The 23233-nt window shown below is 55.3% G+C and carries 25 protein-coding genes, 2 tRNA genes and 1 riboswitch; of the genes, 14 read left to right on the top strand and 13 right to left on the bottom strand.

Annotated features, from left to right (window positions below; all coding sequences use genetic code 11):
• The first annotated feature begins 82 nt into the window (after window positions 1-82).
• The 5 genes from rpsA (at window position 83) to pyrF (ending at window position 4469) form a co-directional block, all read left to right on the top strand.
• Window positions 83-1753, top strand: a complete 1671-nt coding sequence (gene rpsA, locus G5149_RS07180; RefSeq protein ID WP_005346482.1) for a 30S ribosomal protein S1 — start codon at window positions 83-85, stop codon at window positions 1751-1753.
• Between the two features lie 92 nt (window positions 1754-1845).
• Window positions 1846-2130: an integration host factor subunit beta gene (ihfB, locus tag G5149_RS07175; RefSeq protein WP_005299934.1), complete on the top strand. Its 285-nt coding sequence runs from the start codon at window positions 1846-1848 to the stop codon at window positions 2128-2130.
• Window positions 2131-2288: 158 nt separating this feature from the next.
• Window positions 2289-2573: a LapA family protein gene (locus tag G5149_RS07170; protein WP_337072939.1), complete on the top strand. Its 285-nt coding sequence runs from the start codon at window positions 2289-2291 to the stop codon at window positions 2571-2573.
• Between the two features lie 9 nt (window positions 2574-2582).
• The gene (gene lapB, locus G5149_RS07165) at window positions 2583-3749 is read left to right on the top strand and encodes a lipopolysaccharide assembly protein LapB (protein ID WP_005351163.1); all 1167 of its coding nucleotides are present in this window, start codon (window positions 2583-2585) and stop codon (window positions 3747-3749) included.
• Window positions 3750-3767: 18 nt separating this feature from the next.
• Window positions 3768-4469, top strand: a complete 702-nt coding sequence (gene pyrF, locus G5149_RS07160; RefSeq protein WP_421212148.1) for an orotidine-5'-phosphate decarboxylase — start codon at window positions 3768-3770, stop codon at window positions 4467-4469.
• Here pyrF and rrtA read toward each other — a convergent pair.
• Window positions 4444-5037 (bottom strand): rhombosortase, encoded by a 594-nt coding sequence (rrtA, locus tag G5149_RS07155; protein ID WP_216978979.1) that lies wholly within the window; start codon window positions 5035-5037, stop codon window positions 4444-4446. The genes pyrF and rrtA overlap by 26 nt on opposite strands.
• Here rrtA and G5149_RS07150 point away from each other — a divergent pair.
• The 5 genes from G5149_RS07150 to G5149_RS07130 all read left to right on the top strand — a co-directional run bounded on the left by G5149_RS07150 (window position 5036) and on the right by G5149_RS07130 (window position 7912).
• Complete coding sequence (locus tag G5149_RS07150) at window positions 5036-5659, top strand: tRNA-uridine aminocarboxypropyltransferase (RefSeq protein ID WP_337072935.1); 624 nt, start codon at window positions 5036-5038, stop codon at window positions 5657-5659. The genes rrtA and G5149_RS07150 overlap by 2 nt on opposite strands.
• Window positions 5660-5679: 20 nt before the next feature.
• Window positions 5680-6387: a 7-cyano-7-deazaguanine synthase QueC gene (gene queC / locus G5149_RS07145; RefSeq protein WP_421212147.1), complete on the top strand. Its 708-nt coding sequence runs from the start codon at window positions 5680-5682 to the stop codon at window positions 6385-6387.
• A 61-nt stretch (window positions 6388-6448) separates the two neighbouring features.
• A complete protein-coding gene (gene queE, locus G5149_RS07140) occupies window positions 6449-7120 on the top strand; it encodes a 7-carboxy-7-deazaguanine synthase QueE (protein WP_421212146.1) in 672 nt (223 codons plus the stop codon).
• Window position 7121: 1 nt separating this feature from the next.
• Entirely contained in the window at window positions 7122-7352 is a 231-nt protein-coding gene (locus G5149_RS07135; RefSeq protein WP_005337126.1) for a DUF3820 family protein, read from the top strand.
• Complete coding sequence (locus tag G5149_RS07130; RefSeq protein WP_421212145.1) at window positions 7349-7912, top strand: cob(I)yrinic acid a,c-diamide adenosyltransferase; 564 nt, start codon at window positions 7349-7351, stop codon at window positions 7910-7912. Before G5149_RS07135 ends, G5149_RS07130 begins: the two co-directional genes overlap by 4 nt.
• 81 nt (window positions 7913-7993) lie before the next feature.
• Here the strand turns inward: G5149_RS07130 and G5149_RS07125 are convergent, their stop codons facing one another.
• Entirely contained in the window at window positions 7994-8398 is a 405-nt protein-coding gene (locus tag G5149_RS07125; RefSeq protein WP_139474199.1) for an H-NS family nucleoid-associated regulatory protein, read from the bottom strand.
• A gap of 302 nt (window positions 8399-8700) precedes the next feature.
• Window positions 8701-8872, top strand: a riboswitch (Lysine riboswitch).
• 88 nt (window positions 8873-8960) lie between these two features.
• Between G5149_RS07125 and G5149_RS07120 the strand changes: the two genes are divergently transcribed.
• Both G5149_RS07120 and G5149_RS07115 read left to right on the top strand, forming a co-directional pair.
• On the top strand, window positions 8961-10541 hold the full coding sequence (locus G5149_RS07120) for a Na+/H+ antiporter NhaC family protein (protein WP_005346458.1): 1581 nt from the start codon (window positions 8961-8963) through the stop codon (window positions 10539-10541).
• A 91-nt stretch (window positions 10542-10632) separates the two neighbouring features.
• Complete coding sequence (locus G5149_RS07115; RefSeq protein ID WP_005337121.1) at window positions 10633-11214, top strand: thymidine kinase; 582 nt, start codon at window positions 10633-10635, stop codon at window positions 11212-11214.
• A gap of 80 nt (window positions 11215-11294) precedes the next feature.
• On the opposite strand, the gene G5149_RS07110 is transcribed toward G5149_RS07115, so the two are convergent.
• Complete coding sequence (locus G5149_RS07110) at window positions 11295-12632, bottom strand: flavohemoglobin expression-modulating QEGLA motif protein (RefSeq protein WP_421212144.1); 1338 nt, start codon at window positions 12630-12632, stop codon at window positions 11295-11297.
• A gap of 158 nt (window positions 12633-12790) precedes the next feature.
• Here G5149_RS07110 and G5149_RS07105 point away from each other — a divergent pair, with 158 nt between their 5' ends.
• Entirely contained in the window at window positions 12791-13246 is a 456-nt protein-coding gene (locus tag G5149_RS07105) for a YbjN domain-containing protein (protein WP_005346451.1), read from the top strand.
• A gap of 134 nt (window positions 13247-13380) precedes the next feature.
• A tRNA-Ser gene (locus G5149_RS07100) sits at window positions 13381-13468 on the top strand.
• 294 nt (window positions 13469-13762) lie between these two features.
• Here the strand turns inward: G5149_RS07100 and G5149_RS07095 are convergent.
• The 10 genes from G5149_RS07095 to G5149_RS07050 form a co-directional block, all read right to left on the bottom strand.
• Entirely contained in the window at window positions 13763-14485 is a 723-nt protein-coding gene (locus G5149_RS07095; RefSeq protein WP_421212143.1) for an AcvB/VirJ family lysyl-phosphatidylglycerol hydrolase, read from the bottom strand.
• Window positions 14486-14496: 11 nt separating this feature from the next.
• Window positions 14497-17046, bottom strand: coding sequence for a bifunctional lysylphosphatidylglycerol flippase/synthetase MprF (gene mprF / locus G5149_RS07090; RefSeq protein ID WP_421212142.1), 2550 nt, complete (start codon window positions 17044-17046; stop codon window positions 14497-14499).
• Window positions 17047-17199: 153 nt separating this feature from the next.
• Window positions 17200-17382 (bottom strand): hypothetical protein, encoded by a 183-nt coding sequence (locus G5149_RS07085; protein ID WP_231721008.1) that lies wholly within the window; start codon window positions 17380-17382, stop codon window positions 17200-17202.
• A 54-nt stretch (window positions 17383-17436) separates the two neighbouring features.
• A complete protein-coding gene (gene rstB, locus G5149_RS07080; RefSeq protein ID WP_421212141.1) occupies window positions 17437-18762 on the bottom strand; it encodes a two-component system sensor histidine kinase RstB in 1326 nt (441 codons plus the stop codon).
• Between the two features lie 21 nt (window positions 18763-18783).
• Window positions 18784-19494, bottom strand: a complete 711-nt coding sequence (gene rstA / locus G5149_RS07075) for a two-component system response regulator RstA (protein ID WP_421212140.1) — start codon at window positions 19492-19494, stop codon at window positions 18784-18786.
• Between the two features lie 319 nt (window positions 19495-19813).
• Window positions 19814-19889 (bottom strand) — tRNA-His (locus G5149_RS07070).
• A gap of 490 nt (window positions 19890-20379) precedes the next feature.
• Window positions 20380-20946 (bottom strand): hypothetical protein, encoded by a 567-nt coding sequence (locus G5149_RS07065; protein ID WP_139442052.1) that lies wholly within the window; start codon window positions 20944-20946, stop codon window positions 20380-20382.
• Between the two features lie 182 nt (window positions 20947-21128).
• Window positions 21129-22244, bottom strand: coding sequence for a hypothetical protein (locus G5149_RS07060; RefSeq protein WP_042878392.1), 1116 nt, complete (start codon window positions 22242-22244; stop codon window positions 21129-21131).
• Complete coding sequence (locus tag G5149_RS07055) at window positions 22241-22843, bottom strand: pancortin-3 (protein ID WP_081999305.1); 603 nt, start codon at window positions 22841-22843, stop codon at window positions 22241-22243. The genes G5149_RS07060 and G5149_RS07055 overlap by 4 nt, the downstream gene beginning before the upstream one ends.
• A 39-nt stretch (window positions 22844-22882) precedes the next feature.
• On the bottom strand, window positions 22883-23131 hold the full coding sequence (locus tag G5149_RS07050) for a hypothetical protein (protein ID WP_139442053.1): 249 nt from the start codon (window positions 23129-23131) through the stop codon (window positions 22883-22885).
• Between the last annotated feature and the right edge of the window lie 102 nt (window positions 23132-23233).

Below are 23233 nucleotides of genomic sequence, written 5' to 3'. Positions count from 1 at the left end.
TGCACCAAGGATGGCGCAGATTATTTAAAACAGCCCCGCTTGTGCCGGATTGCAAGTGGATGTTTCATTTGTGACATAAACAATGATCGAATCTTTTGCTCAACTCTTTGAAGAGTCCCTGAACGCCGTTGAAACCCGTCAAGGTTCCATCGTCAAGGGTACTGTCGTTGCTATCGAGAACGGTTTCGTACTGGTTGATGCCGGTCTGAAATCCGAGTCTGCTATCCCGGCTGAAGAATTCAAGAACGCCATGGGCGAGCTGGAAATCAATGTCGGCGACACCGTTGATGTGGCTCTGGACTCTATCGAAGATGGTTTCGGCGAAACCAAGCTGTCCCGCGAAAAAGCCAAGCGCCACGAAGCCTGGCTGCAGCTTGAGAAGGCTTACGAAGAGCAAGCTACCGTTATCGGTATCATCAACGGCAAGGTCAAGGGTGGTTTCACCGTTGAACTGAACGGCATCCGTGCCTTCCTGCCGGGTTCTCTGGTTGACGTGCGTCCGATCCGTGACACCGCTCACCTGGAAAACAAAGAACTCGAGTTCAAAGTCATCAAGCTGGACCAGAAGCGCAACAACGTTGTTGTTTCCCGTCGTGCCGTGATCGAGACCGAGAACACCTCCGAGCGTGAAAGCCTGCTGGCTAACCTGCAAGAAGGTCAAGAAGTTAAGGGTATCGTCAAGAACCTGACCGACTACGGTGCATTCGTAGATCTGGGCGGTGTTGACGGCCTGCTGCACATCACCGACATGGCGTGGAAGCGCGTTAAGCATCCTTCCGAAATCGTCAACGTTGGCGACGAGATCGCTGTCAAGGTTCTGAAGTTCGACCGCGAGCGTACCCGTGTATCCCTGGGTCTGAAGCAGCTGGGCGAAGATCCCTGGGTTGCTATCGCCAAGCGTTACCCGGAGACCACCCGTCTGTCTGGCCGCGTGACCAACCTGACCGACTACGGCTGCTTCGTTGAAATCGAAGAAGGCGTTGAAGGCCTGGTACACGTATCCGAGATGGATTGGACCAACAAGAACATCCACCCGTCCAAAGTTGTTAACGTTGGCGACGTGGTTGACGTGATGGTTCTGGACATCGACGAAGAGCGTCGTCGTATCTCTCTGGGTCTGAAGCAGTGCAAATCCAACCCGTGGCAGCTGTTTGCCGAAACTCACGCCAAAGGCGACCGTGTTTCCGGCAAGATCAAGTCCATCACTGACTTCGGTATCTTCATCGGTCTGGATGGCGGCATCGACGGCCTGGTTCACCTGTCTGACATCTCCTGGAACAACCAGGGCGAAGAAGCCGTGCGTGAATTCAAGAAAGGCGACGAGATCGAAGCCGTTGTTCTGCAAGTGGATCCGGAGCGTGAGCGCATCTCCCTGGGTGTCAAGCAGATCGAAGAAGACCCGTTCAACAAGTACCTGGCTGACAACAAGAAAGGTGCTATCGTGAAGGGTAAGGTTACCGAGGTTGATGCCAAAGGTGCCGTTATCGAACTGGCTGATGGCGTAGAAGGCTACCTGCGTGCCTCCGACGCTGCTCGTGACCGCGTAGAAGACGCCACTCTGGTGCTGTCTGTTGGTGACGAAGTTGAAGCTAAATTCATGGGCGTTGATCGTAAGAACCGCACCGTAAGCCTGTCTGTCCGTGCTAAGGACGAAGCTGACGAGCGTGTTGCTATCGATAGCCTGAACCAGCAAGAAGAAGTTGTGTTCAGCAATGCTATGGCTGAAGCGTTCAAAGCCGCCAAGGGTGAGTAATCCTTGATGCATGAAAAGGGCGGCATTGCGCCGCCCTTTTTTATCCTGGCAAAATGAATATTGCATGTGATCGGGGAAGGAGATTTAACGTTATGACCAAATCAGATCTCATCGAACAACTGGCAGCCAGCCGCATGCATATGCCGGCCAAGGATGTCGAAGCTGCCATCAAGGAGATCCTTGAACAGATGGCGTCGACCTTGCAAAACGGCGACCGGATTGAAATCCGTGGATTTGGCAGTTTTTCACTGCACTATCGTGCGCCCCGCGTGGGTCGCAACCCCAAAACTGGGGACAAGGTTGAACTGACCGGGAAATATGTCCCGCACTTCAAACCAGGTAAAGAGTTGCGCGAGCGCGTCAACATTATTGAATAATGCAGAAATGGGCATACTTCGGGTATGCCTTTTTTGTTTTTGGCGCCGATTCCTGTGCCAATCGTCTTGTTTCTTAAACTCTTTTCCCATTCACTCTAGAGTCTGCCTGCGATTTTAAGGATAATCAGCCTCTCATTAGATACTGACAGGGAGCTCTTATGAAGCGTATTTTGGCCCTCATTCCGCTGGTGCTGATGTTTGTTCTGACCTTGGCGCTCGGCTCGCAAAATGGCCAGCTGGTTCAGTTCAATTACCTGATCGCTCAGGGTGAGTTCTCACTTGCTATGTTGTTGGGTTTCTTCTTCGCTGGCGGTTTTTTATTGGGCTGGTTGGTATTCGGCCTGCTGTTCCTGCGCCTGAAAATGCAAAATCGCACCCTCAACCGCACCATGCGTCGTCAATCCCGCGAGTTGGAGCTGGTCCGGTCTTCGGGTAAGGAATAATGTTCCTCAATGCTTGAACTGCTTTTCCTGCTGTTACCCATCGCCGCTGGTTATGGCTGGTACATGGGGCGCAGGAGTGTTCGCCAGGACACCCAGAAACAGAGCAACCAGTTTTCCCGCCAGTATGTGGCGGGCCTCAACTATTTGTTGTCCGATGAATCCGACAAGGCGGTGGATCTTTTTATCCAACTGCTCGAGGTGGACAGTGAAACCATCGAAACCCACCTCTCTCTCGGCAACCTGTTTCGCCAGCGGGGTGAGGTCGATCGTGCTATCAAGATCCACCAGAATCTGGTGACCCGCCAACTGACCCGGGAGCAGCGTCAGCTTGCCTTGCAGGAGCTTGCGCGCGATTTTCTGGCTGCGGGTTTGCTCGATCGGGCAGAAGCGCTCTGGAACGAGCTGTGTGATGACAGCGATTTTGAAGAGACGGCGTTGGCCCAGCTACTGATTATTCATCAGCAGCTGCGGGATTGGGATAAGGCCATTGATGTGGCGGTTCGTCTGCAAAAATTCCAAGGCAAGAAGCTGGCCGACCCCATCTCCCATTTCTATTGTGAACAAGCCGAGATCGCGCTGCGTGAGGGCAATAAAGGGGAGGGGCTGGCCAAGCTCAAACGGGCGCTCAGTATCAATCCGGCATGTGCCCGGGCCAGTTTGCGCCTCGCTGAGCTCGCCATGGCAGAGGGGGAGTATGAGCAGGCCAGCAAGGAGCTGCTGCGGGTGTTCGAGCAGGATATCGACTTTGCCTCCGAGGCAATGCCCAAATTGCTCGAGTGCTATCAGCAGTTGGGCCGCACGCCTGCGTTGATCCCGCTGCTTGAGAAGGCAGTGGAAGATCACGCCGGTGTCAGCGTGACCCTGGCCCTTGCCAAGCTGGTTGAAGAGCGTGATGGCCTGAGTCAGGCCCGTTCGCTGGTGCTGCGTCAGCTGCGTCGTCATCCGTCGATGAAAGGTTTTTACCAGTTGGTGGGTTTTCAACTGGCCAGTGCGGAGGAGGGGCCTGCCAAGGAGAGCCTCGAACTGCTGCAACAGCTGGTCGGCGAGCAGATCAAAATCAAGTCAACCCACAAGTGTCGGCAGTGCGGCTTTGCCACTCACTCGCTGTTCTGGCAGTGCCCGTCTTGTCGCCAGTGGGGTTCCATCAAGCCGATCCGTGGTCTGGACGGTGAATAACAAGCAATAGGATGTGAGATGCAAGATCCCAAAGTACTGGTAGCGCTGGATTATCAGCACGAGGCAGATGCCTTAGCGTTCGTTGAACGTATCTCTCCGGCCCAGTGCCGTCTCAAGGTAGGCAAGGAGATGTTTACCCTGTTTGGCCCGCAGTTTGTACGCCAGCTGGTGGCCAAGGGATTCGATGTCTTTCTGGATCTGAAATTTCACGATATTCCCAATACCGTTGCCAAAGCAGTGGCAGCCAGTGCCGAGCTCGGTGTCTGGATGGTCAACGTGCATGCCAGTGGTGGTGAGCGGATGATGCGTGCCGCCAAAGAGGCGCTACTGCCTTATGGCGACAAGGCCCCCCTGCTTATCGGCGTGACCGTGCTGACCAGCATGGAGCAGTCCGACATGATTCCCCTCGGGTTGGATGTGAGCCCTGCCGAGCAGGTGATCCGGCTGGCTACCTTGACCAAGGCATCCGGCTTGGATGGGGTTGTCTGCTCTGCCAACGAGGCCTATGAGTTGAAAGCCTTGCTGGGCGAAGATTTCAAGCTGGTGACCCCGGGTATTCGCCCGACCGGTTCAGCGGCTGGGGATCAGCGCCGGGTGATGACACCGAAAGCGGCGGTCGAGGCGGGGTCCGATTATCTGGTTATCGGTCGCCCCATTACGCAGGCTGCCGATCCGGCCGCCATGCTGGCCAGCATCAATGCCGAGCTGGTTGGTGCGTAACAGGCTCACTCAGTGATACACGGTGCAGGCCGAGCAACAGGCCTGCACCTGCCCCGATAAGATGAGAGCCGATGTGTACCCTGGCATTGATCAGAGTGGAGATCGGACTCTCTCCTGCATTATAGAAGTCCATCGCCAGCTTGAGCCCCATCCCTGCCAGCATCAGCCAGCCCGATGTGCGGCGCCCGTGGCGGATATCCTGCATTGCCCCCCAGACAAACAGGCCATGCAGCGAGCCGGATAGTCCCATGTACCACTGGGTCTGCGGGCACCACCACCAGATCCCCAAGCCCACTGCCAACCAGAGCAGCAACATCAGCAGCGGCAGGCGAGCCCCACCCAGATAGTCGCGAAACAGGCTATAGAGGATGGCGAGGCCCCCCAGATTGAGCAGCAGGTGCCACAGATTGGTATGAGCCAGATTGCCTGTTATGATCCGCCACCCTTCGCCCCCGGCGATCAAGGGCCGATCGAAGGAGAACTGAAGATTGGGTACGGTAAAGAAGAGTAGCAAGCTGGTGAGAGAGAGCGTGATAACCCAGAGCAATCCAGATTTGTCTGACAACATGAAACAGTCCAACGACAAGAACAGTCGATACTGTACACGTTGCACCCGAGCCCTCAAAGCCTGCCTGTGCGATTATATTGTGCCGGTTGACAATCACACGCCCCTCTATATCTTGCAGCACCCCAACGAGGTGGCACATCCCAAGGGGACTGCAGCGCTGCTGGCAGCCTCTTTGCAACAGTGCGAGATCCATGTGGGGGAGGACTTTTCCCGCGATGAGTGGCTCGATGGGTTGCTTGCAGATCCTTCCCGTCGCTGCTATCTACTCTGGCCGGATGAGGATGCCATTTCGCTGACCGATCTTCGCCAACAGCTGGAGAGTGAACCCTCTGGCAAAACGTCCATCGCCTTTATCTTGCTTGACGGCACCTGGCGTAAAGCCTATCGCATGTTGCAGAGCAACCCGACACTGGCCCGCTTGCCCCGCATCGGCATTGGTGCCATTGCCGGTCAATATGCCATTCGCAAGAAACCCTTTCCCGATGCCCTCTCTACCATAGAGGCGGGCTATCACCTCTTGTCCCGATGGGAGGGGAGGCTGGAGCGCTATGCGCCCTTGCTGACCCTGTTCAATCGGTTGAATACCCAGTGGCAGGACTTTGCCGAAGGCCGCCGCGCGTGACAATTCAAGGAGTTATCAAGATGAAAAAAGCAGTCGTGGTTTTCAGCGGCGGTCAGGACAGCACTACTTGTCTGGTGCAGGCATTAGCCCGGTATGATGAAGTGCACGCCATCACCTTCGACTATGGCCAGCGCCATCGGGAAGAGATCGACATCGCGCGTCGTCTGGGCAGTGCACTGGGGATTGCCGCCCACAAGGTGATGGATGTAACGCTGCTCAATGAGCTGGCGGTCTCTGCCCTGACCCGTGACGACATTCCTGTCAGCTGCGCGCTGCAGGATAACGGGCTGCCCAACACCTTCGTGCCGGGCCGCAATATCCTGTTCCTGACGCTTGCCTCCATCTATGCCTATCAGGTGGGTGCCGAAGCGGTGATCACCGGTGTCTGCGAGACCGACTTCTCCGGCTATCCCGATTGCCGTGACGAGTTCGTCAAGGCCCTCAATCAGGCGGTGTCGCTGGGGCTGGATCGCTGCATCCGTTTTGAAACTCCCTTGATGTGGCTCGACAAGGCCGAAACCTGGGCACTGGCGGATCACTATGGTCACCTCGACACGGTGCGCCAGCAGACCCTGACCTGCTACAACGGCATTGCCGGTGACGGTTGCGGCACGTGTCCTGCGTGTGAACTGCGCCGTCGCGGCCTGAACAACTATCTGGCCGACAAGGCGGGCATCATGGCCAGACTGTTTGAGAAAACCGGGCTGGGTGAGAAAAGCGCAGAGTGAGCCTGCGTCTTGCTGTGGCTTGGGGTATAATCCGCGACTTTTGCAACAAGCCGTGATCGAGATGCACTACCCAATCAACGAGATTTTCCAGACCATCCAGGGGGAGGGCATCTTTACCGGCCTGCCCGCCATCTTTGTTCGCCTGCAGGGTTGCCCGGTGGGCTGCCCCTGGTGCGATACCCGTCATACCTGGGTTGTTGATCCGGCTCGAGAAGTGGGTAAGGCGGCGGTGCTGGATCGCTCCAACGAATCCGATTGCTGGAGCCAACTCAGCACCGCGCAGATCATCGCCAGCTTTAGTGAGCTGGGTTATCAGGCGCGCCATGTGGTGATCACCGGTGGCGAGCCCTGCCTCTACGATCTGCACGAACTCTCGTCAGCCCTGCTGGCGGCGGGTTATCAGGTGCAGATTGAAACCAGTGGCACCAGCGAGATCAAGACTCATGAGCAGACCTGGGTAACAGTCTCCCCCAAGATCGGTATGAAAGGGGGGCTGCCTGTGCTGGTCTCGGCGCTGGAGCGGGCCAACGAGATCAAGCATCCGGTGGCCACCGAGCACCATATTGAAGAGCTGGATGTGCTGCTCGCGACCGCTACCCTGCGCCCGGACGTGGTCATTGCCTTGCAGCCGATCAGCCAGAAACCACGGGCCACCCAATTGGCGATGGATACCTGTATCGCGCGTAACTGGCGGCTCTCTATCCAGACTCATAAATATCTGGATATCGATTAATATGGATTGGCTATCCGACGAACAGGTACTGCTGACCCTGACCAACAAGATGCCTTACGGTAAATATCAGGGGCGGCGTATCATCGATATTCCAGAGCCCTATCTGGTGTGGATGGCGCGCAGCGGTTTTCCGGCGGGTAAATTGGGCCAGACGCTGGCGTTGGCTTATGAAATCAAACTCAATGGACTTGAGTCCATGATTATTCCCATTATTAACAGGATGTCGGTATGAGAATATATACGAGGCAGGGTGATAAGGGCATGACCCGGCTGGCCGATGGTATCCAGTTGCCAAAGGATCATTTGCGGGTCGAGACCTACGGTTATATCGATGAGCTCAACTCCCATATTGGCTTGCTGATTTGTGATGTGCCGTCGCAAGAGATCGGTTTATTGGCTGATTTACAGCTGTTGCAACAGGAGTTGTTTGATCTGGGGGGGGAGTTGGCATTCTCCAGCGACGCCCAGAATGAATCGATTTGGCAAGTTAATGCCGCCTGGACCACTCGCCTTGAACAGCAGATAGATCGTTATAGTGAGCCATTGCCGCCGCTGCGCCAATTTATATTGCCCGGTGGTTCCCGTGCCGCGGCGCAAGCACATGTGGTGCGTACTCTGGTGCGTCATTGCGAGCGCTTGCTGCTGACATTGAGCCGGGAAGAGCGGGTCAATCCCGAGGTGCTGCCCTATCTGAACCGGATGAGTGACTGGTTCTTTACCGTTGCCCGCTATCTCATCTGCATGGCAGGGGGGCGTGAAGTGCTGTGGGTCAAGGCAGCAGATCGCCCGTAATCGGCTATCTGACATTTCACATTTAAGCGCTAATAAAAAACCTCGCCTTGGCGAGGTTTTTTATTAGCAACGAGATTGAGATCAGATAGCAAAGTCTTCCAGTGATTTGCCTGCTGCCACTGCGCTGGCAATAGCCGAAGGCATACGGCCTTGGCCCGTCCATGTTTTCTCTACGCCATTATCCTGATAGCGGTATTTGGCTGGCCGTGGTGCTCGCTTTGTTTTTTCGGTCTTGCCAGATGTTGTTGCAACGGCATTGACCAGCTCGGCTGGGTCTATGCCGGCAGCTTTCAGCATTTCGCTATATTCGTTGATTTTTCGCTGATGTTCTTCGCGAGCTTGACGGGCGGCAGCTTCGTCTTGCTGGCGCTCAGCTACGATAGTGGAGAGTTTATCCAGCGCCTCTTCCAGTTGTTCCAGAGAAAGTTCGCGGCAGGTGGCACGCAGACTGCGGATATTAAGCAGTACCTTTAAAAATTCATTCATAGGAGTTACCACGTCGAGTCAGAGAAAAATATTATGTTCCAGCTGATTCTTGCTTGGTGATTTAAATAAGTCAAGCCGGGTTAAATATAATATCTGTGGGGAACATCAATACAGAGATTTAATATGGCCAGCAATAGGCTTGGAGATTGGATGCCAATGAAGCCGCAGTAGGTGAAAATAGCGTCAAAGCTGGCGTTTCTGCATCATTTGACTACCATTTTCCGACCTTAATTTGTTTATTATGATTATTTAATCAAAAAACTTGCTATAAGCTGCCATCTCGATAAAATGTGCGGCGAATACCTTTAAGTAGAGGCGCGCTGCCTATGAGTATTTGTGCGGAGGGTGATGCCTGTGATGCACAAGGAAAGGAGTCAGCGCCGAAGTGGCCAGGCCATCATACCGGGCTGCTGGTTCTGCATCTAATAGGTGCAGGACTGCCATAGTCATCCACTATGGAGCGCTACCTGAAGGGGCTGAGGAGTATGACCTCCCTATAGGTTTTGTTTCTTTAGATCCTCTCGGTAGATCTCCACCTGTAATCTTTAGGTGCAAAGAGATCATGGACATTAGTCATTTCGCCGACTCCGGTTGGTCCGTTCTTCCCCCCCTGTTGGCTGTCGCGTTGGCGATCCTGACCCGCCGCGTGCTGCTGTCCCTTGGTGTGGGCATCGTCACCGGCAGTTTGCTGCTCAATCAGTTTTCGCCCCTCGAATCCCTGCATTACATGTTGAATACCGTGCTCAAGATCTTCTGGGTCGATGGTGCGCTCAATCGTGACAACGTCAACATGATCCTGTTCATGCTGCTGCTGGGCGGCCTCATCAGCCTGATGAGCGTCTCCGGGGCGACCCGTGCCTTTGCCGAGTGGGCCGAGCGTCGTGCCAAGACCCGCAAGGGCGCCAAAGCGCTGACCGGTATGATGGTGTTTGCCTTCTTTATCGATGACTTCTTCCACAGCCTGTCGGTGGGGGCCATCTGCCGTCCGGTCACCGACCGCTTCCAGATTTCCCGTGCCAAACTGGCCTATCTGCTTGACTCTACCGCGGCGCCGGTCTGCGTGCTGATGCCCATCTCCTCCTGGGGCGCCTATATCATCGCGCTGGTTGGCGGCATCATGGCGGCACACGGTCTGACCGAACAGAGCCCCATCGCGGCGTTTGTCGAGATGATCCCGATGAACCTTTACGCCGTCTTCACCCTGATCATGGTGCTGGTGGTGATCGCCTGTCAGCTCGATATCGGCCCGATGCGTCAACACGAAGCGTGGGCGCTGGAAGGCAAGCTGTGGGATGAGTCCAAGGGCCGCCCCATCGGTCTGGATATGGAGAGCCCGGAAGAGAGCAACGGCGGCATGATCGACATGGTATTGCCGATCCTGACTCTGACTGCAGCCACCATCTATTTCATGATTGATTCCGGTGCTGCGGTGCTGAGCGAGAAAGGGCTGCCGTTCAGCGTGCTCGGCTCGTTCGAAAACACCAACGTCGGCTCTTCGCTGGTCTACGGTGCCCTGTGCAGTCTGGTGGTCTCCATCGGTCTGGCGATGCGTCTGAAGCTGGGTGCCAAGAACTGGATCAAGGCCGCGCCACAAGGCGTCATGGCCATGCTGCCGGCCATCAACATCCTGCTGTTCGCCTGGACCATAGGTGCCGTGGTGCGTGATGTGGAGACTGGCAAGTACCTGGCTTCGCTGGCTAACGGCAACCTGCCGATCGAAGTGCTGCCTGCCGTGGTCTTTATCCTCTCCTGTGCTATGGCGTTTGCCACCGGCACCAGCTGGGGAACCTTCGGCATCATGCTGCCACTGGCCGGCGACATGGCTGCCGCCAGCGACATCAGCCTGATGTTGCCGATGCTGGCCGCGGTACTGGCTGGCTCGGTGTTCGGGGATCATAGCTCGCCCATCTCCAGCACCAGCATCCTCTCTGCCACCGGTGCCGGTTGCCATCACATCGATCACGTGATGACCCAGCTGCCTTATGCACTGGCCATTGCCTTCGGTGCGGCCATCGGTTACCTGGCGATGGGCTTGATGCACTCCAGCCTGGCCGGTTTCAGTGTCAGTGCCCTCTGGTTTGTGCTCTTTACCAGCTATCACCTGAAAAAGGCCAAAGCGCGGCCAGCGCTGGCCACCGCGTAACATTTATAGAGCAAGGGGCCCGCGGGCCCCTTGGTTTTGTCAGGGGCTTTGGTTAGCATGCGCCCCATAAATTCAGTTTCGGAACAGTATCATGGCTTCACTGCACTACAAATTTGCCACCATGAATTCAGGCAAATCCACCCAGCTCATTCAGGCGCACTTCAACTATCTGGAGCGGGGCATGCATCCTCTGGCGATGACGCCAGCCATCGATGACCGTTTCGGGGTCGGGGTGATCAGTGCCCGGGTAGGTCTTGAACTGAAGGTGGACGTGTTCAGCGACAGCTGTGATCTGTTTGAAATGGTGAAAGAGCGTCATGCGAAGAAACATATCGATGTCTTTATCGTGGACGAGGCCCAGTTCCTGACCCGTGAGCAGGTCTACCAGCTGGCCCGCATCGTTGATGAGCAGGATATTCCGGTGATGGCCTATGGCCTCAAGACCGATTTTCGCGGCGAGCTGTTCCCGGGCTCATACCATCTGCTCTGTCTGGCCGACAAGTTTGAAGAGCTGAAGAGCATCTGCTGGTGCGGCAACAAGGCTCACATGAACTCCCGGGTCAACGAGGCGGGTCAGGTGATGCGTGATGGCGAGCAGGTGGAGATCGGTGGCAACGATCGCTATGTGTCACTGTGCCGCAAACACTATCTGGAAGGTCGGGCCTACAAGTAATTCGGCTGCGATATTTGAATCGTCGAGAAGGGCGTCCATCTGGCGCCCTTTTTATTTTCCCCAACTTGTATCGCTGTGGTTCAGTCTATCTCGATATCCACCGGCGCAATGATGGGGTCGGCCACCGGCAGGCGTTGAAATAGCTGGCGAAAATGGTGCTGTACCCGGCCGATATCCACCAGCGACATGCCGGAGGCAAAACCGAACCAGACATAGAGGCCGGTGAGATCGCGAAACATCGGCGGCAAATAGCGGGGGGCGGCAATCAGCCCCTCCAGATAGTGTTGATAGAGTACCGGAATATCATCAAGCGTCACCTTGCCGACAAACAGCATCGGCAGGATCTCGGGCACGCCTTCCAGCACGGCGCTGCGGATAAAATTGACCGTCTCCACATAGCCACGCACGTAGGAGAGATCCTTGGTAAAGCAGGCGCCGCCGCCCACCATGCCGCCCCGAAAGACCCGCTGGGTGATCTTGTAGGCGTCGTGCTCGCTGGTGCCTTGCTGTACGAAGTGCTGAAACACCTCGATAAAATCGGCGCCCCGCTCGGCCATGTCGATGGCCATCACCCGATCCGAGATGCGCTTGGCCCGATCCGGAAAGGAGCTGAAGGTGAGTGTCTCAATCAATACCGCCAGCCCCTCCTGGCACGCTGTGATCCGCGGTGAACCTGCGCTCAGCCAGGTGGCATAGGGCTGCTGGCGACCGTTGAGGGTGGTGCCGACATGAACCCAGCCCTCGTGCACCTCCAGCACCTGCAAGTCCAGTTCGGAGAAACGGGCGTGGGAGTTGAGCTTGATGTAGTCGCCACCGGCTGCGGCGTCGGAGACAATCCCATCGCTCAGCTTCACCTGCACCGTGCCGTCACTGAAGTAGCTCGACAGCTTGCCCTGCAGTTTGGCAACTGCCGCTTCTCCTTCGAACTCCTTGGGGTAGGGGCGCACCAGATGGCGCGCTCCGGGTAGGGAGAAGATATCGCACAGGCGGGAGCCCAGCTCCTTGAGGGTCTTGCGATCCCCGCGCAGGTGATCGCTGGCAGAGCCATAAAGCAGCTGGCTGTAACGCTGAAAATCGGGTTGGCCTCGCTGGCGCAGCATCTCGATCACCACCATGTACTGATCGACCGTCTCTTGCAGGATCCGGCCAAGATCGTCCTGTGGCCCCAATTTTCTGCGGATCCTGTCCCGCAGCTCCTTGAGTTCCAGATACTTGTTACGCGGCTCGAAGCCAAGGGGGAGGGCATCATAGAAGTGCCTGTCGATAGCGGGCTGCTCTCTGCCACTGCTTGCCAGAAAGCGCTCTTGCAGATGGCGTGGCCACTTGATGGCATCCAGAATCCGGATGGGTTTTTGCAGGGTGAGCAGCTCATCCGAGAGTGATTTCAGATGAAGGCGATACTTTTCTTGGATGGTCATGGGGCCCCCTGTGGGGCAAGCGTCATCGTGGATTTGGCTGAGTATATGCATAGCGCTTGCCAAAAAGAAGCGAGCCGCATGGTTATCGGGTTGGCGCGCTTTTTGTTGCTGGCAAATTGGTTTAGACTGCGCCCCTTGATCCCAATCTTGTCGTGGAAATGATGAATATCCCCAGCTCCGAAATGATAATGCGTTGGTTGCAACAGGCTCGTATCGAGCACTATGTCTGCGACCAGTGTCACGGTATCCACATTGTCTCTTTGCAGTCGGTCGATGGTATTCAGGAGAGCCGGATCTTCGTGGAAGAGGAAGGTCTGCTGTTCTCCTCCGAGCTGGAAGTTCGCCCCTCGGCCCTGTTACCACTGGTAGCCGAACTGGGACGACTCAATATGCAGTACCCCTCCCTCAAGGTGTTCCTCGATATCATCGATGACAACCTGCCGCGGCTGGTGGTCGGCCATACCGTCTTTACCAAGGCCGGACTCAGCGTCGAGCAGTTCCTGCTGTTCGTGCAAAGCACCATCGCTGCCACCCACGAACTGGTTGCCGAATGCGAACGTTCCGGCTTCCTCAACCTGCCAGAAATCCAGGTTGCGCCGGAATCTGTGCATTAAGTGTTCGAACGGTTCGCCAGGTGAAAAAAGCCGTTGACGCGGGCGGGGCTTTCCCCTAAATTACGCCCCGTTCCAGCGCAACGGCGCAGAGAACACCGTGTTGGCTGAACACGTTAAACCACAGACCAAAATTTGGTGAGGTGTCCGAGTGGCTGAAGGAGCACGCCTGGAAAGTGTGTATACGGCAACGTATCGAGGGTTCGAATCCCTCCCTCACCGCCACATTGCAAAGCCCTGATGGAAACATCAGGGCTTTTTGCTTTCTGGCGCAATCCCCGCGTGGTTGCTGGCATAGGAATGCAAATCCTCATTGTTGATAGCCCAGCATCTGGCTGAACCTCTTGGGCAATCGTGGTGAAAAGCCTCGGTGACTTTGACGCCACGGCCAACCCATTGGTCGATCCTTTTAAAGTTTCCGCCCAATTCAGTAAAAGGGCCTCTCGCAAGAGAGGCCCTTTTCATTGCTCGCTGATTTGCCCTGCTCGGTACTTAAAAGGCATTCCGTGGTGATACCGATTAATGCTCCACAGTCAGCGGATCCGGGAGCAGGTTCAGATGCTTGGTGATGGCCTGATAGAGCTGGGGGTAGTTATCGTCAAAATGGTGTCCTCCCGGCAGGGTGACGCTGGTGACGTTGGGTTGGTTGAGACGGGGGCAGAGGCGGTCGCCGTCATCGTCATCGGCGCCTTGCAGGCAGAGCATCGGCAGATCGCGGATGGTCTTCACCTGCGGCTCGGTCGGGTAGCTACGTGTCTTGTGGGTCAGCATGTCGCTGACGTGGATCTCGAAATCCGAGCTGGTGGAGGGGGAGAGCATCACGGCCCCGACCAGCCCTTGACGATAGTGCTCCGGCAACCGGTTGATGACGAATGGGACAATCTCGGCACCAAACGAGAAGCCGACCAGCAGCCAGCGGGGGCGCTGCCAGCGAGTTTGGTAATCATCAAGGATCCGCTCCAGATCGGCGGTCACCTGCTCCGGGGTTTTCTTCTTCCAGTAGTAGGTGAGGGAGCTCCAGCCCACGACCGGCATGCCGTGCAGCTGAAACTGGGCGCTCAACCCCTTGTCGAGCGCTGCCCAGCCACCATCGCCGCTGAGAAAGATCACCATGGGGGCGTCGGATGGCTGCTTGACCGGCAGCTCAATCAGGCTCAGGTCATCCTTGACCGGGGCGGCGTGCGCCGCAAATGAGGAGATGGGCAGTACGAGACTGAGTAACAGCAATATCAGGGCTCTCATTGGCCATCCTCCTATTTCTTGATCAGCCCTAGCGGGCCGCGGCTAATCAGGGTGATCAGGTGAGTCAGGGTTCTGGGCAGTACCAGCTTGCTGCTGCAGAGCAGGTAGCGGGGTTCCCAGCGGGGCGAAAATTTCTCCTTGTAGCGTCTGAGCCCCTGAAAGTTGTAAAAACGGCTGCCACGCACAAACAGGGTATTGCCAAGGCGGGCCCAGTAGCTGTTGAGCGGGTGATCGTTGAAGCCGGACATGGGGGCCATCCCCAGATTGAAGCTGGCGTACCCCTGCGCCTTACCCCACAGCAGCAGCTCGACAAAGAGAAAATCCATGATGGGGGCGGTGCCGGTATCCAGGCTGTAGCGCATCAGATCGATGGAGAGCATCTCCTTGTTATCGCTCACCCAGAGGTTGGCAAAGCCGACAATCTGCCCCTCGTGCCATACCAGCGCAGCCGGGCTCAAGGTCAGGTAGTCAGGCTCGAAGCGGCCGACCGAGAAGCCCTTCTCCTTGCCCATCTTGCTCTGCAGCCAGGTATCTGAGACGGTCTGCAATCTGGGCAGCAGGGGGGCCATGGCACCTGCCTCGACTACCTCGAAGGTCAGTCCTTCCCGTTTGCCCTTGGCGTGGCTCTGGCGCAGGCCGCGCAGGCGGCTGCCCGCCAGATCGAAGGTAGCCAGATCGACCATCGCCTCTTCACCAAGCTTGAAGGGGATCAGCCCCAGCTCCAGATAGAGCGGCAGATAGCGGGCCGAGACCTGATAAAAGACCGGATTGGCGTCGTGTTCATCGCATCGCTCGCGAAATTGCCAGAGCAGCTCTTCGATCTGCTCGGGGCGACCGACCGGATCCCCCATCACAATCCAGCTGTTGCCCTCGATGCCATACATCAGGAAGGCGTCACCGGCGGGGTGGAACAGCAGGGACTTGTCCTGCAACTGGGCCAGATAGCCGTGGATCCCCCCTTCGCGCACCACCAGCTCGTGAGCGCGCGCCAGCGTCTCCTTGTCCGGCTTTTCGCCGACCATGCGCAGCGGCGCAAGCAGCTGGGCAACCCCGGCAACGGCCAGCACGGCCACCACGCTCCCCATGGCGCGCAGGCCGCGGGCCGCCCCACCGTGGGGCGAGAAGTGGAACCAGAGGGCGTGGTCATACTCCACCTGACGATAGGAGAAGAGCAGCAGCCACAGCGCCCCCAGCAGCACGGCGCCGACCGAAATGAGCCAGCCTGGGGTGTACTGGGGATAGAGCAGCGACCCCTTGCGATAGAAGAGGGTGCGGCAGGGGGTCATGATGAGCAGGAAACTGCCAAGCAGCAGGGCTGACTCCCAGTCCCCCCCCTTGAGCAGGGAGAAGGCGATACCCAGAGCCAGCAGCAGCTGGGTGATGCGAAACGCGGCGTCGTGACGGCGATAGAGGCTGCGCGCCAGCAGGATCAGGAGGATACCGCTCACGCTGCCGAGCACGTGGGAGAGCTCCAGTAGGTGGAGCGGCAACACCTGCAGCCACACTTCGATGTGGCTGCGCATGGTCGGGATCATCCCCGAGCAGAGCAGCAGGCTGCCGGCGGCGAAGGTGCCCATGCTGATAAGGGCGGGAAGAAATTCGCGCACTGCGCTCATCAGCCCCTGTAGCCGCTGCCAGCGCGCTTTTTGTTGCAACATCTCCTGGCTGGTAAAGAGCAGCAGGGCACAGAGAAAGGGAAGCAGATAATAGATGCAGCGGTAGAGCAGCAGCGAGGCGAGCAGCTTGTCGGTTGGCAGGTAGTTAGCCAGCAGCAGGCTCATGCTCGCTTCGAACACGCCGATCCCGCCCGGCACGTGGGCCAGTACTCCGAGGAAGCTGGCCAGCACGAAGGCACTGAGCAGCACAGGGTAGGGGACGCTATATGCGGGCAGCAGCACAAACAGTACGGCGGCGGCGGCCATCCAGTCAGCCAGCGCGACCAGCAGCTGCGACAGACGAACTTTGAAACCGGGCAGGGTCAGGGTGTGTTCGCGCCAGGAGAGACGGTGTGTGGGCCAGCAGAGGTAGCAGGCCACCAACAGCAGAGCCATCATGCCCGCCAGCCTGAGCAGGGTATCTGCCCACTGCGGCCAGTCAGGCAGCAGCTGTGATACATCGCAGGTCAGTAGGGAGCCACCTCCCCACGCCAGCAGGCCGAGGAAAAAAGTGATGGAGCAGAACAGCACCACGCGGGCCACTTCTCCGGTGGCGAGCCCCAGTGCGGAGTAGAGGCGATAGCGTACCGAGGTACCGGTCAGCAGGGCAAATCCCAGGGTGTTGGAGAAGGTGTAGGCGATAAAGGAGGTGATGCTGACCTGTTGCCAGGGAAGGCGCTTGCCCAGCGCATGGAGCGCCAGCATGTCATAGCTACAGAGACAACCATAACTGAGCAGGGTCAGCAACAGGGCGCCCGCCAGTCGCGGCAGGGGTTGGGACCAGATAGCCACACGAATATCGTGCCAGTGCCATGCCTGAGTCAGGTGATACAGCACGGTCAGTGCGGTGCCGAGCAGCAACAAGCTGCACAAGGGGCCTAGCCATTTAAGCAGATGACGCCACATGCCATGTTCCTGTGGTCATTGACCGTTTCCCGCAAAGGGGGAGCCGGGTCGTGGATCCGGTTTGGACGAGGGAGGCGCTCGTCAGGAAAATTTCGGGAAGAGATGGAAAGGGAGGCGTCAGCCTCCCTCTGTGTTATCCAGTGACCGGTTGGATCACTTGGTTTTCGGCGTGACTTTGACGGCAGGGGTCTTGGCGTGAGTGGCTTTATGGTGTTTTTTCACCACCTTGGTCTGGGTCGCCTGCGGTGTGGCTGTCTTGGTCGGGGTGGCCGCCATGGTGAAACCGGAAGTGAGGGCGAAGACGGCAGCCAGGGTCAGAGGAATGATCTTTTTCATGTTCAATTTCCTTATTCGGGTTGATGTTATGGAGCGTTCTCCATGACAGTCATCCTATGACGGTTGCAGCGGCCCTTCAGTGAGCGGTTGGTGACGGTTTGTATCCAAATGTACAGGCAGGGTGAGGCAGAAGCGGGCGCCGTGGTCACTGGCCAGCAACGCCACATCCCCCCCGTGATGACGGGCAATGCTGCGCACGATGGCCAGCCCCAACCCGGAGCCGCCGGTGCGACGATCCCGGCTCTGATCAAGGCGCACGAACGGCTCGAAGACCTGGGGCGCCAGCGCCGGATCGATCCCCGGCCCATCGTCGCTCACCTCCAGCAAATAGTTCTCCTGCAGCCGCGAGATGGAGAGGGTAACCTCGCTCTCGGCGTAGCGCAGGGCATTGCCGATGAGGTTCTCCACCGCGCGCGTCAGCAGACGCTGATCGCCGCACCAGGGCATGTGGCGTGGCGGCAGATCGAGGGTGAGCCTCTTCTCGGGGGCCAGCGCTTGCCAGTCGCCGAGATGCGCTTGTGCCCAGTGACTGAGCTCCAGCTCGTCCTGCTGCAGCGGCAGCTCGGGTCTATCCAGCTTGGCGTAGGTGAGCATCTCTTCGATCAGAGCGTCCAGCGCTCCCAGATCTCGCTCCAGCGCCTGCTGCTCCTGCTCGGCAGGGGCAGGATCGAGCATGGCAAGCCGATAGCGCAACCGGACCAGCGGAGTGCGCAACTCGTGGGCGATGGCATCGGTCAGTTGTTTGCGGCTGGCAATCATGGCCTGCAATTGGGTCGCCATTTGATCGAAGGTGCGTCCCACCCGGGCCAGACTGCTGCCCGGTGGCAGATTGGTTCGGCAGGAGAGATCCCCATCGCCTACGCGACGAGCGGTCTGCTCCAACTGCTGCAAACCCTGCCAGTGGGGACGCAACCAGAGAAGAATGGGCAGGCCGAGGGATAGGCCGATCACCAGCAGCAGGCCCACATCGACCCAGTGCAGCTCGTGCAGGTAGGAGAGGTAGGGTACAGGGCCGACAATCAGCACCCGATCGGTATCGGGGATGCGTTGCAGGAAGGTGTCATCCTCCTCGACGATGACAATATTGCCAGCGGCCAAAAAGGCCTGATCCTCGCTGGTCAGGGGCTGGCGCACCAGCTCGCCGATCTTGAGGGGGAGGGTAAACTGACTGCTCTGCTCGGCCAGCCGATCGGGCCAGCGCTCTGGCGGGGTTCTTGCCAACTCGCCGGTCAACAGGCCAAGAGAACCCTGCATCATGCGTTCGAGATAGCGATCACCCGCCCGTTCGGCGGTCACCTGATAGACCACACCAACCAGCAGGATGGCCAGGGTGAAGCAGCCGATCAGCAACAGATAGAATTGGATAAAGAGACGGCGCATGGCGGTGTTCCCGAAAGAGGGTTATTCCCAGGCGTGGGGGACGAAGAGGTAGCCTTTCTGGCGCACCGTCTTGATCCGGGTCGGGTTGTCGGGGTTATCACCCAGTTTGCGGCGCAGGCGGGAGATGGCCACATCCATGCTGCGATCCTGACCGTCGTACTCCCGGCCGCGCAAGCTGCGAAAGAGGGCTTCCCGACTCAAGATTTGGCCCGCGTGGCAGGCGAGCTCCCACAGCAGATCAAAGTCGGCGGTCGATAGGGCAACGCTCTCGCCATCGAGCCGCACATCTCGCCCCGGGCCATCCACCCGCAGCAGACCAAATTGCAGTTGCTGGGGAATGCTGCTGGTGGCTGCCGGTTGGGTTGATGCTTGCTGGTGCTGGCGAAACTGCACCCTCAGTCTGGCCAGTAGCACGGGGGGCGGGGTGGTTTTAAGGATGTAGTCGTTGGCGCCCAGCTCCAGACTCAGGATCTGGTTCATGTCGCTATCCAGCGAGGTGAGCATTACGATGGGGCCGTCGAAGCGCGGCCGCAGATCCCGACAGAGGGACATGCCATCCTGCCCCGGCAACATGATATCGAGCAGCACCAGATCGGGCTGTTCGGCCTCGACCCGGGCCAGCGCCATGTCCCCTCTGGGCTCGAGGATCACTTCCATATCGTGGCGACCGAGCCAACTGCTGATGAGCTGGCCAATCTCGGGATCATCTTCGACAAAAAGAATGCGTTGCATAGAAAAGCTCCAACGGAAAGCAGGAGAGAAGAAGAGCGATCAGCATATCAATGGCGCTTGGGAAATACAGAAAAAGAACGTTGGAGGGGTTTATGGGGATTGCGATGATAAGAGCGATAGCCGGGGTGGCGGAGCAATGATGATGCTCTGGGCCATTAGCATCTCAGCCACTCAGGGCGCAGTGCGATGAGACATGCGGGGATATAAGCGTAGAAAATGGCGCTGCAGAAACAAAAAAACCGGCCTAGGCCGGTTTCTTGACAAGCCATAAGGCTTGTATCTTGCCGTATTGGCAACGTTGTGCCAAACGACGGAATAATGGGGTGGCTGATGGGGCTCGAACCCACGACAACCGGAATCACAATCCGGGACTCTACCAACTGAGCTACAGCCACCACTGAAATTTTCATCAACACTCGCCAATCCAGAAGGAAAGGGGAGCATCAATGGCGCGCCCTGCAGGATTCGAACTCTTATATGGTACACATAAAAGATCGAAAGTTAGCGTGAACCTCCAACAAGAAGCCACTAACCACTTATGCACTACGCAATAAAAAAGCTAAATTTGTTTAAAATCAATACATTACTATTGTTAATGCATGACCTAACCAACAGAAGCGAAGAGTAAAACATTCAGTCATGAATGTCAATGTTGCGATAAACTATTTACGCACTTAAGTGCATATGTGGATCGCTCAATCAGTGCGTATGAGTGTGTATGTAGGGCTATGAGCTATTTTTCAGGAACACTGATTATGCCAAATCAGCTGGCATCGCGCCCAATGATAGAAGTCACGCACCAACACAGCGAAACTACATGACCTGCAAATGCCGGACATCTGGGGTCATGTAGTTGTATGCGACTTATATATAGAAGGGATGACATTAGCGGGCCGATGTGGAACTCCCCAACGTCCTCAACACCTCCTCCACGGCAGCCAACCGTCCTCGTAAGGACTGAAATTCCTGACTGGTGTGCCTAAGCACATTATCAATGGTCGTCTCTAGCGCGGGGAAATCTGTTCGTAGCTCGCAATATTCGGCGAACGTAGCCTGGTATTCCTGGAGCTCAAATCGATAAGAGCGTGCCCTAGCCTCCAGCACCTTGATCCCTTCATTTCTCACTTCCACGACGGCCTTTTGCTCGACCGGAGTTACCGGAACCTCTGAGCTTGGTAGATCTTCCTGAAAAGTTACCTTATCAAAAAGTGGTGTTTTGACGTAATTTGGGCGAAACCATTTATTGCCCACACTGCGCCTATTCAAAAGACCCATACCGACCAACTTGTTCAGATGGCGGTATATGAGTCCATAGTATTTATGTTTTGATGGGCGCTTGAACTTGTCACCAAATACCGCGATTACGCACTCCTGTGCAGTGAAATCGTTCAGCTGTAACCGAATTAGTGCAGTGTAGAGTATGGTTGGAAGCCACACAGTTTGGGAGCCCATAGGTAACCCTCAGTCTCGAAAGACAACAATTAGTAGGAATCAAAATCAGGGTGAGGATTATAGTCCTTATCATTGGGTCAGACAACCTGAGAAATAATAGTAAGAGCCTACGATGTTACTCATTGGCCCCATTGGGGCCATGGTTAAAGGCGGTAATATTTTTCGGGAAATTAATTGTTTTCTTAAATATAAATAGATTTGTAGACTAATTTGTTTATATCTTTCTCTCTATCATATGGGTACAGATCTCGATAAACAGAGGCTGCCAAGTCAGAAACTTCCTTGCTAAGAATCTCAAGAGCATCATCTTTTTCAACATTATTGAAAATAGACTGAACCTCATCTGGAGATTTTAGTGAATCTCTTAGAGCTTTATCATCCTTTAACTTTTGCAGCCAGAGATCAAGCCTGTGAAGAAGTAGCAGGGGGAAATATTCAGGACATGTCAGTTGAGCATCCATGTGATACGCAATGCTAGTTAAGTCAAAGCTTGTAAGCTTCTTGGCTACTTTCTTTTTATAATCTGGCATATCGGCCACAATATTCTTCATTAACCGAACGACTTTCTTAAGGTTTCCTCCATGAATAGAGTCCTTATCATCAACTTTCTTAATGTGAAGGAAAGGTTTGTTTTCTATGAACTCATGTTTTTCTTTATCGTATATTCTGACGCATCGGTCATGCTGTTTGCCTGAGCGCTGATAATCATGAGAGTCATGCCAACAGCTTGGCACAATATCAATCTTTCGAGCCAGGCTACCTCCACTCATTGATATGGATTTCTTATTCGAGCAGTCTACTGTTGCTTGATAGTATCTGCTTGTCAGTTTAACTTCTGATGCTAAGCGAATTTCTTTTACTTGATCGAGCATGGGCCTTTTGTCAGGCGCATCAGTATAGTTAGTTGATGGAAGAACTGGTAGTTGGACGAGGATTACATCATTTTTAAGAATCAACATATCGACATCAGAGTGTCCTTCAATATGAATATCTAAAGCTACAGAACCTTGAAGCTTGAATTCAGTATTAATCCGGTCTTTTTCGAGCATGCCAACCAATGTATTAGCTACACGTTCCCCTTCATCTATTGAAACTTGTGTTGATTTAGCGCTCACTGGTGCCATCGCACCAATTACATACTTGATAGCATCACTGTCTTTGACCTTTTCATAACTTTCTTGTGGACGATAATCATATGCAGCAGATAATGCAGTATAACCTTGATCAAGTGCATAGCGCTGAGCCGTACCCTGACGCCTTTCCTTCAATTTTTTCAAACGGTCACTAAAGTTGATCATTTATCACCTCGTGTCAGGTACATTTTTCCGAAAGTTCTTCTTCCATTACTATTAAAATATGCAGCTTCACCAGAAGTTAGCTCCTTATCAAAGATAACTTCACAGTAACCTCTATGTGAGTTCAACTCATGAAACTGAGATGCATCAGGAGAATTACTATAACTATAATGAAGAACCCAGCCACCACGGGTTCCTGATTTTTTGGCAAGAGTTGCCGTATAGCTTTCGCTGGAGCTTTTTTTGGTTTTTAAGTTTATAGAAATCTTTTCCCAACGCTGCTCAATATCAATTTCAGCTTCCCAGTTATACTTTATAACACCGTCATCTTCGGAGAGTGTTTCACCTCTGACAGACCAAACACCATTTAAATCTGGAATTTTAAATAGTGGCACTTTCCATACATAGTTATTAAAAATCCAATGTAAGGCAAAATATACAACAGCAGTTGAAACTGTTGCTCCAGCCATAAAACTGAAACCATCTACTTGGTGCAACCATAGAATAACGCTTGATATCAAACCAGTAAGAATAACTGATGCAGTTCCGAGATATCGACCTATTGTCGCTCTACTATGACCAAAAACAGCGTAATCATGCATATGCCAATCCTTTCATGCGTAATAACATAATCCTGCTATTCATCGCTCTTTATTGGCTTGTGCCAAGATGCTGGCAGCCAGGGTCTTTGACGTTTCGCTGTACTTGCTGCTTTGTAGCACCATGGAGGCAAACGTCTCCATTTCAGCCCCAGTTTGCTTCCCAGCCCTAGCCTGAGACAGCGCGGAAGCCGCAAGGGAGCGAGCAGTGGCAGAGGAGGTTGTATCGTTGAGCACCTGCCCAGCAAGTGTTGCGACTTTATCGGAGGTCGTTTTACGGTTAGTTGCCATGACTATATCCTGTGCTTTGTTTATGATCTTAACACTATATGTGGTGCTGTATGTTTAAACAGCACAAACATATCCGATCCGATTGAGGCGATCAAGGAAAAC

The sequence above is a fragment of the Aeromonas sp. 600479 genome, assembly GCF_049175515.1.
Classification (GTDB): Bacteria; Pseudomonadota; Gammaproteobacteria; order Enterobacterales; family Aeromonadaceae; genus Aeromonas; species Aeromonas veronii_A.
The sequence above is the reverse complement of the archived record's forward strand: the minus strand, read 5'-3'. Positions and strand labels throughout refer to the sequence as shown.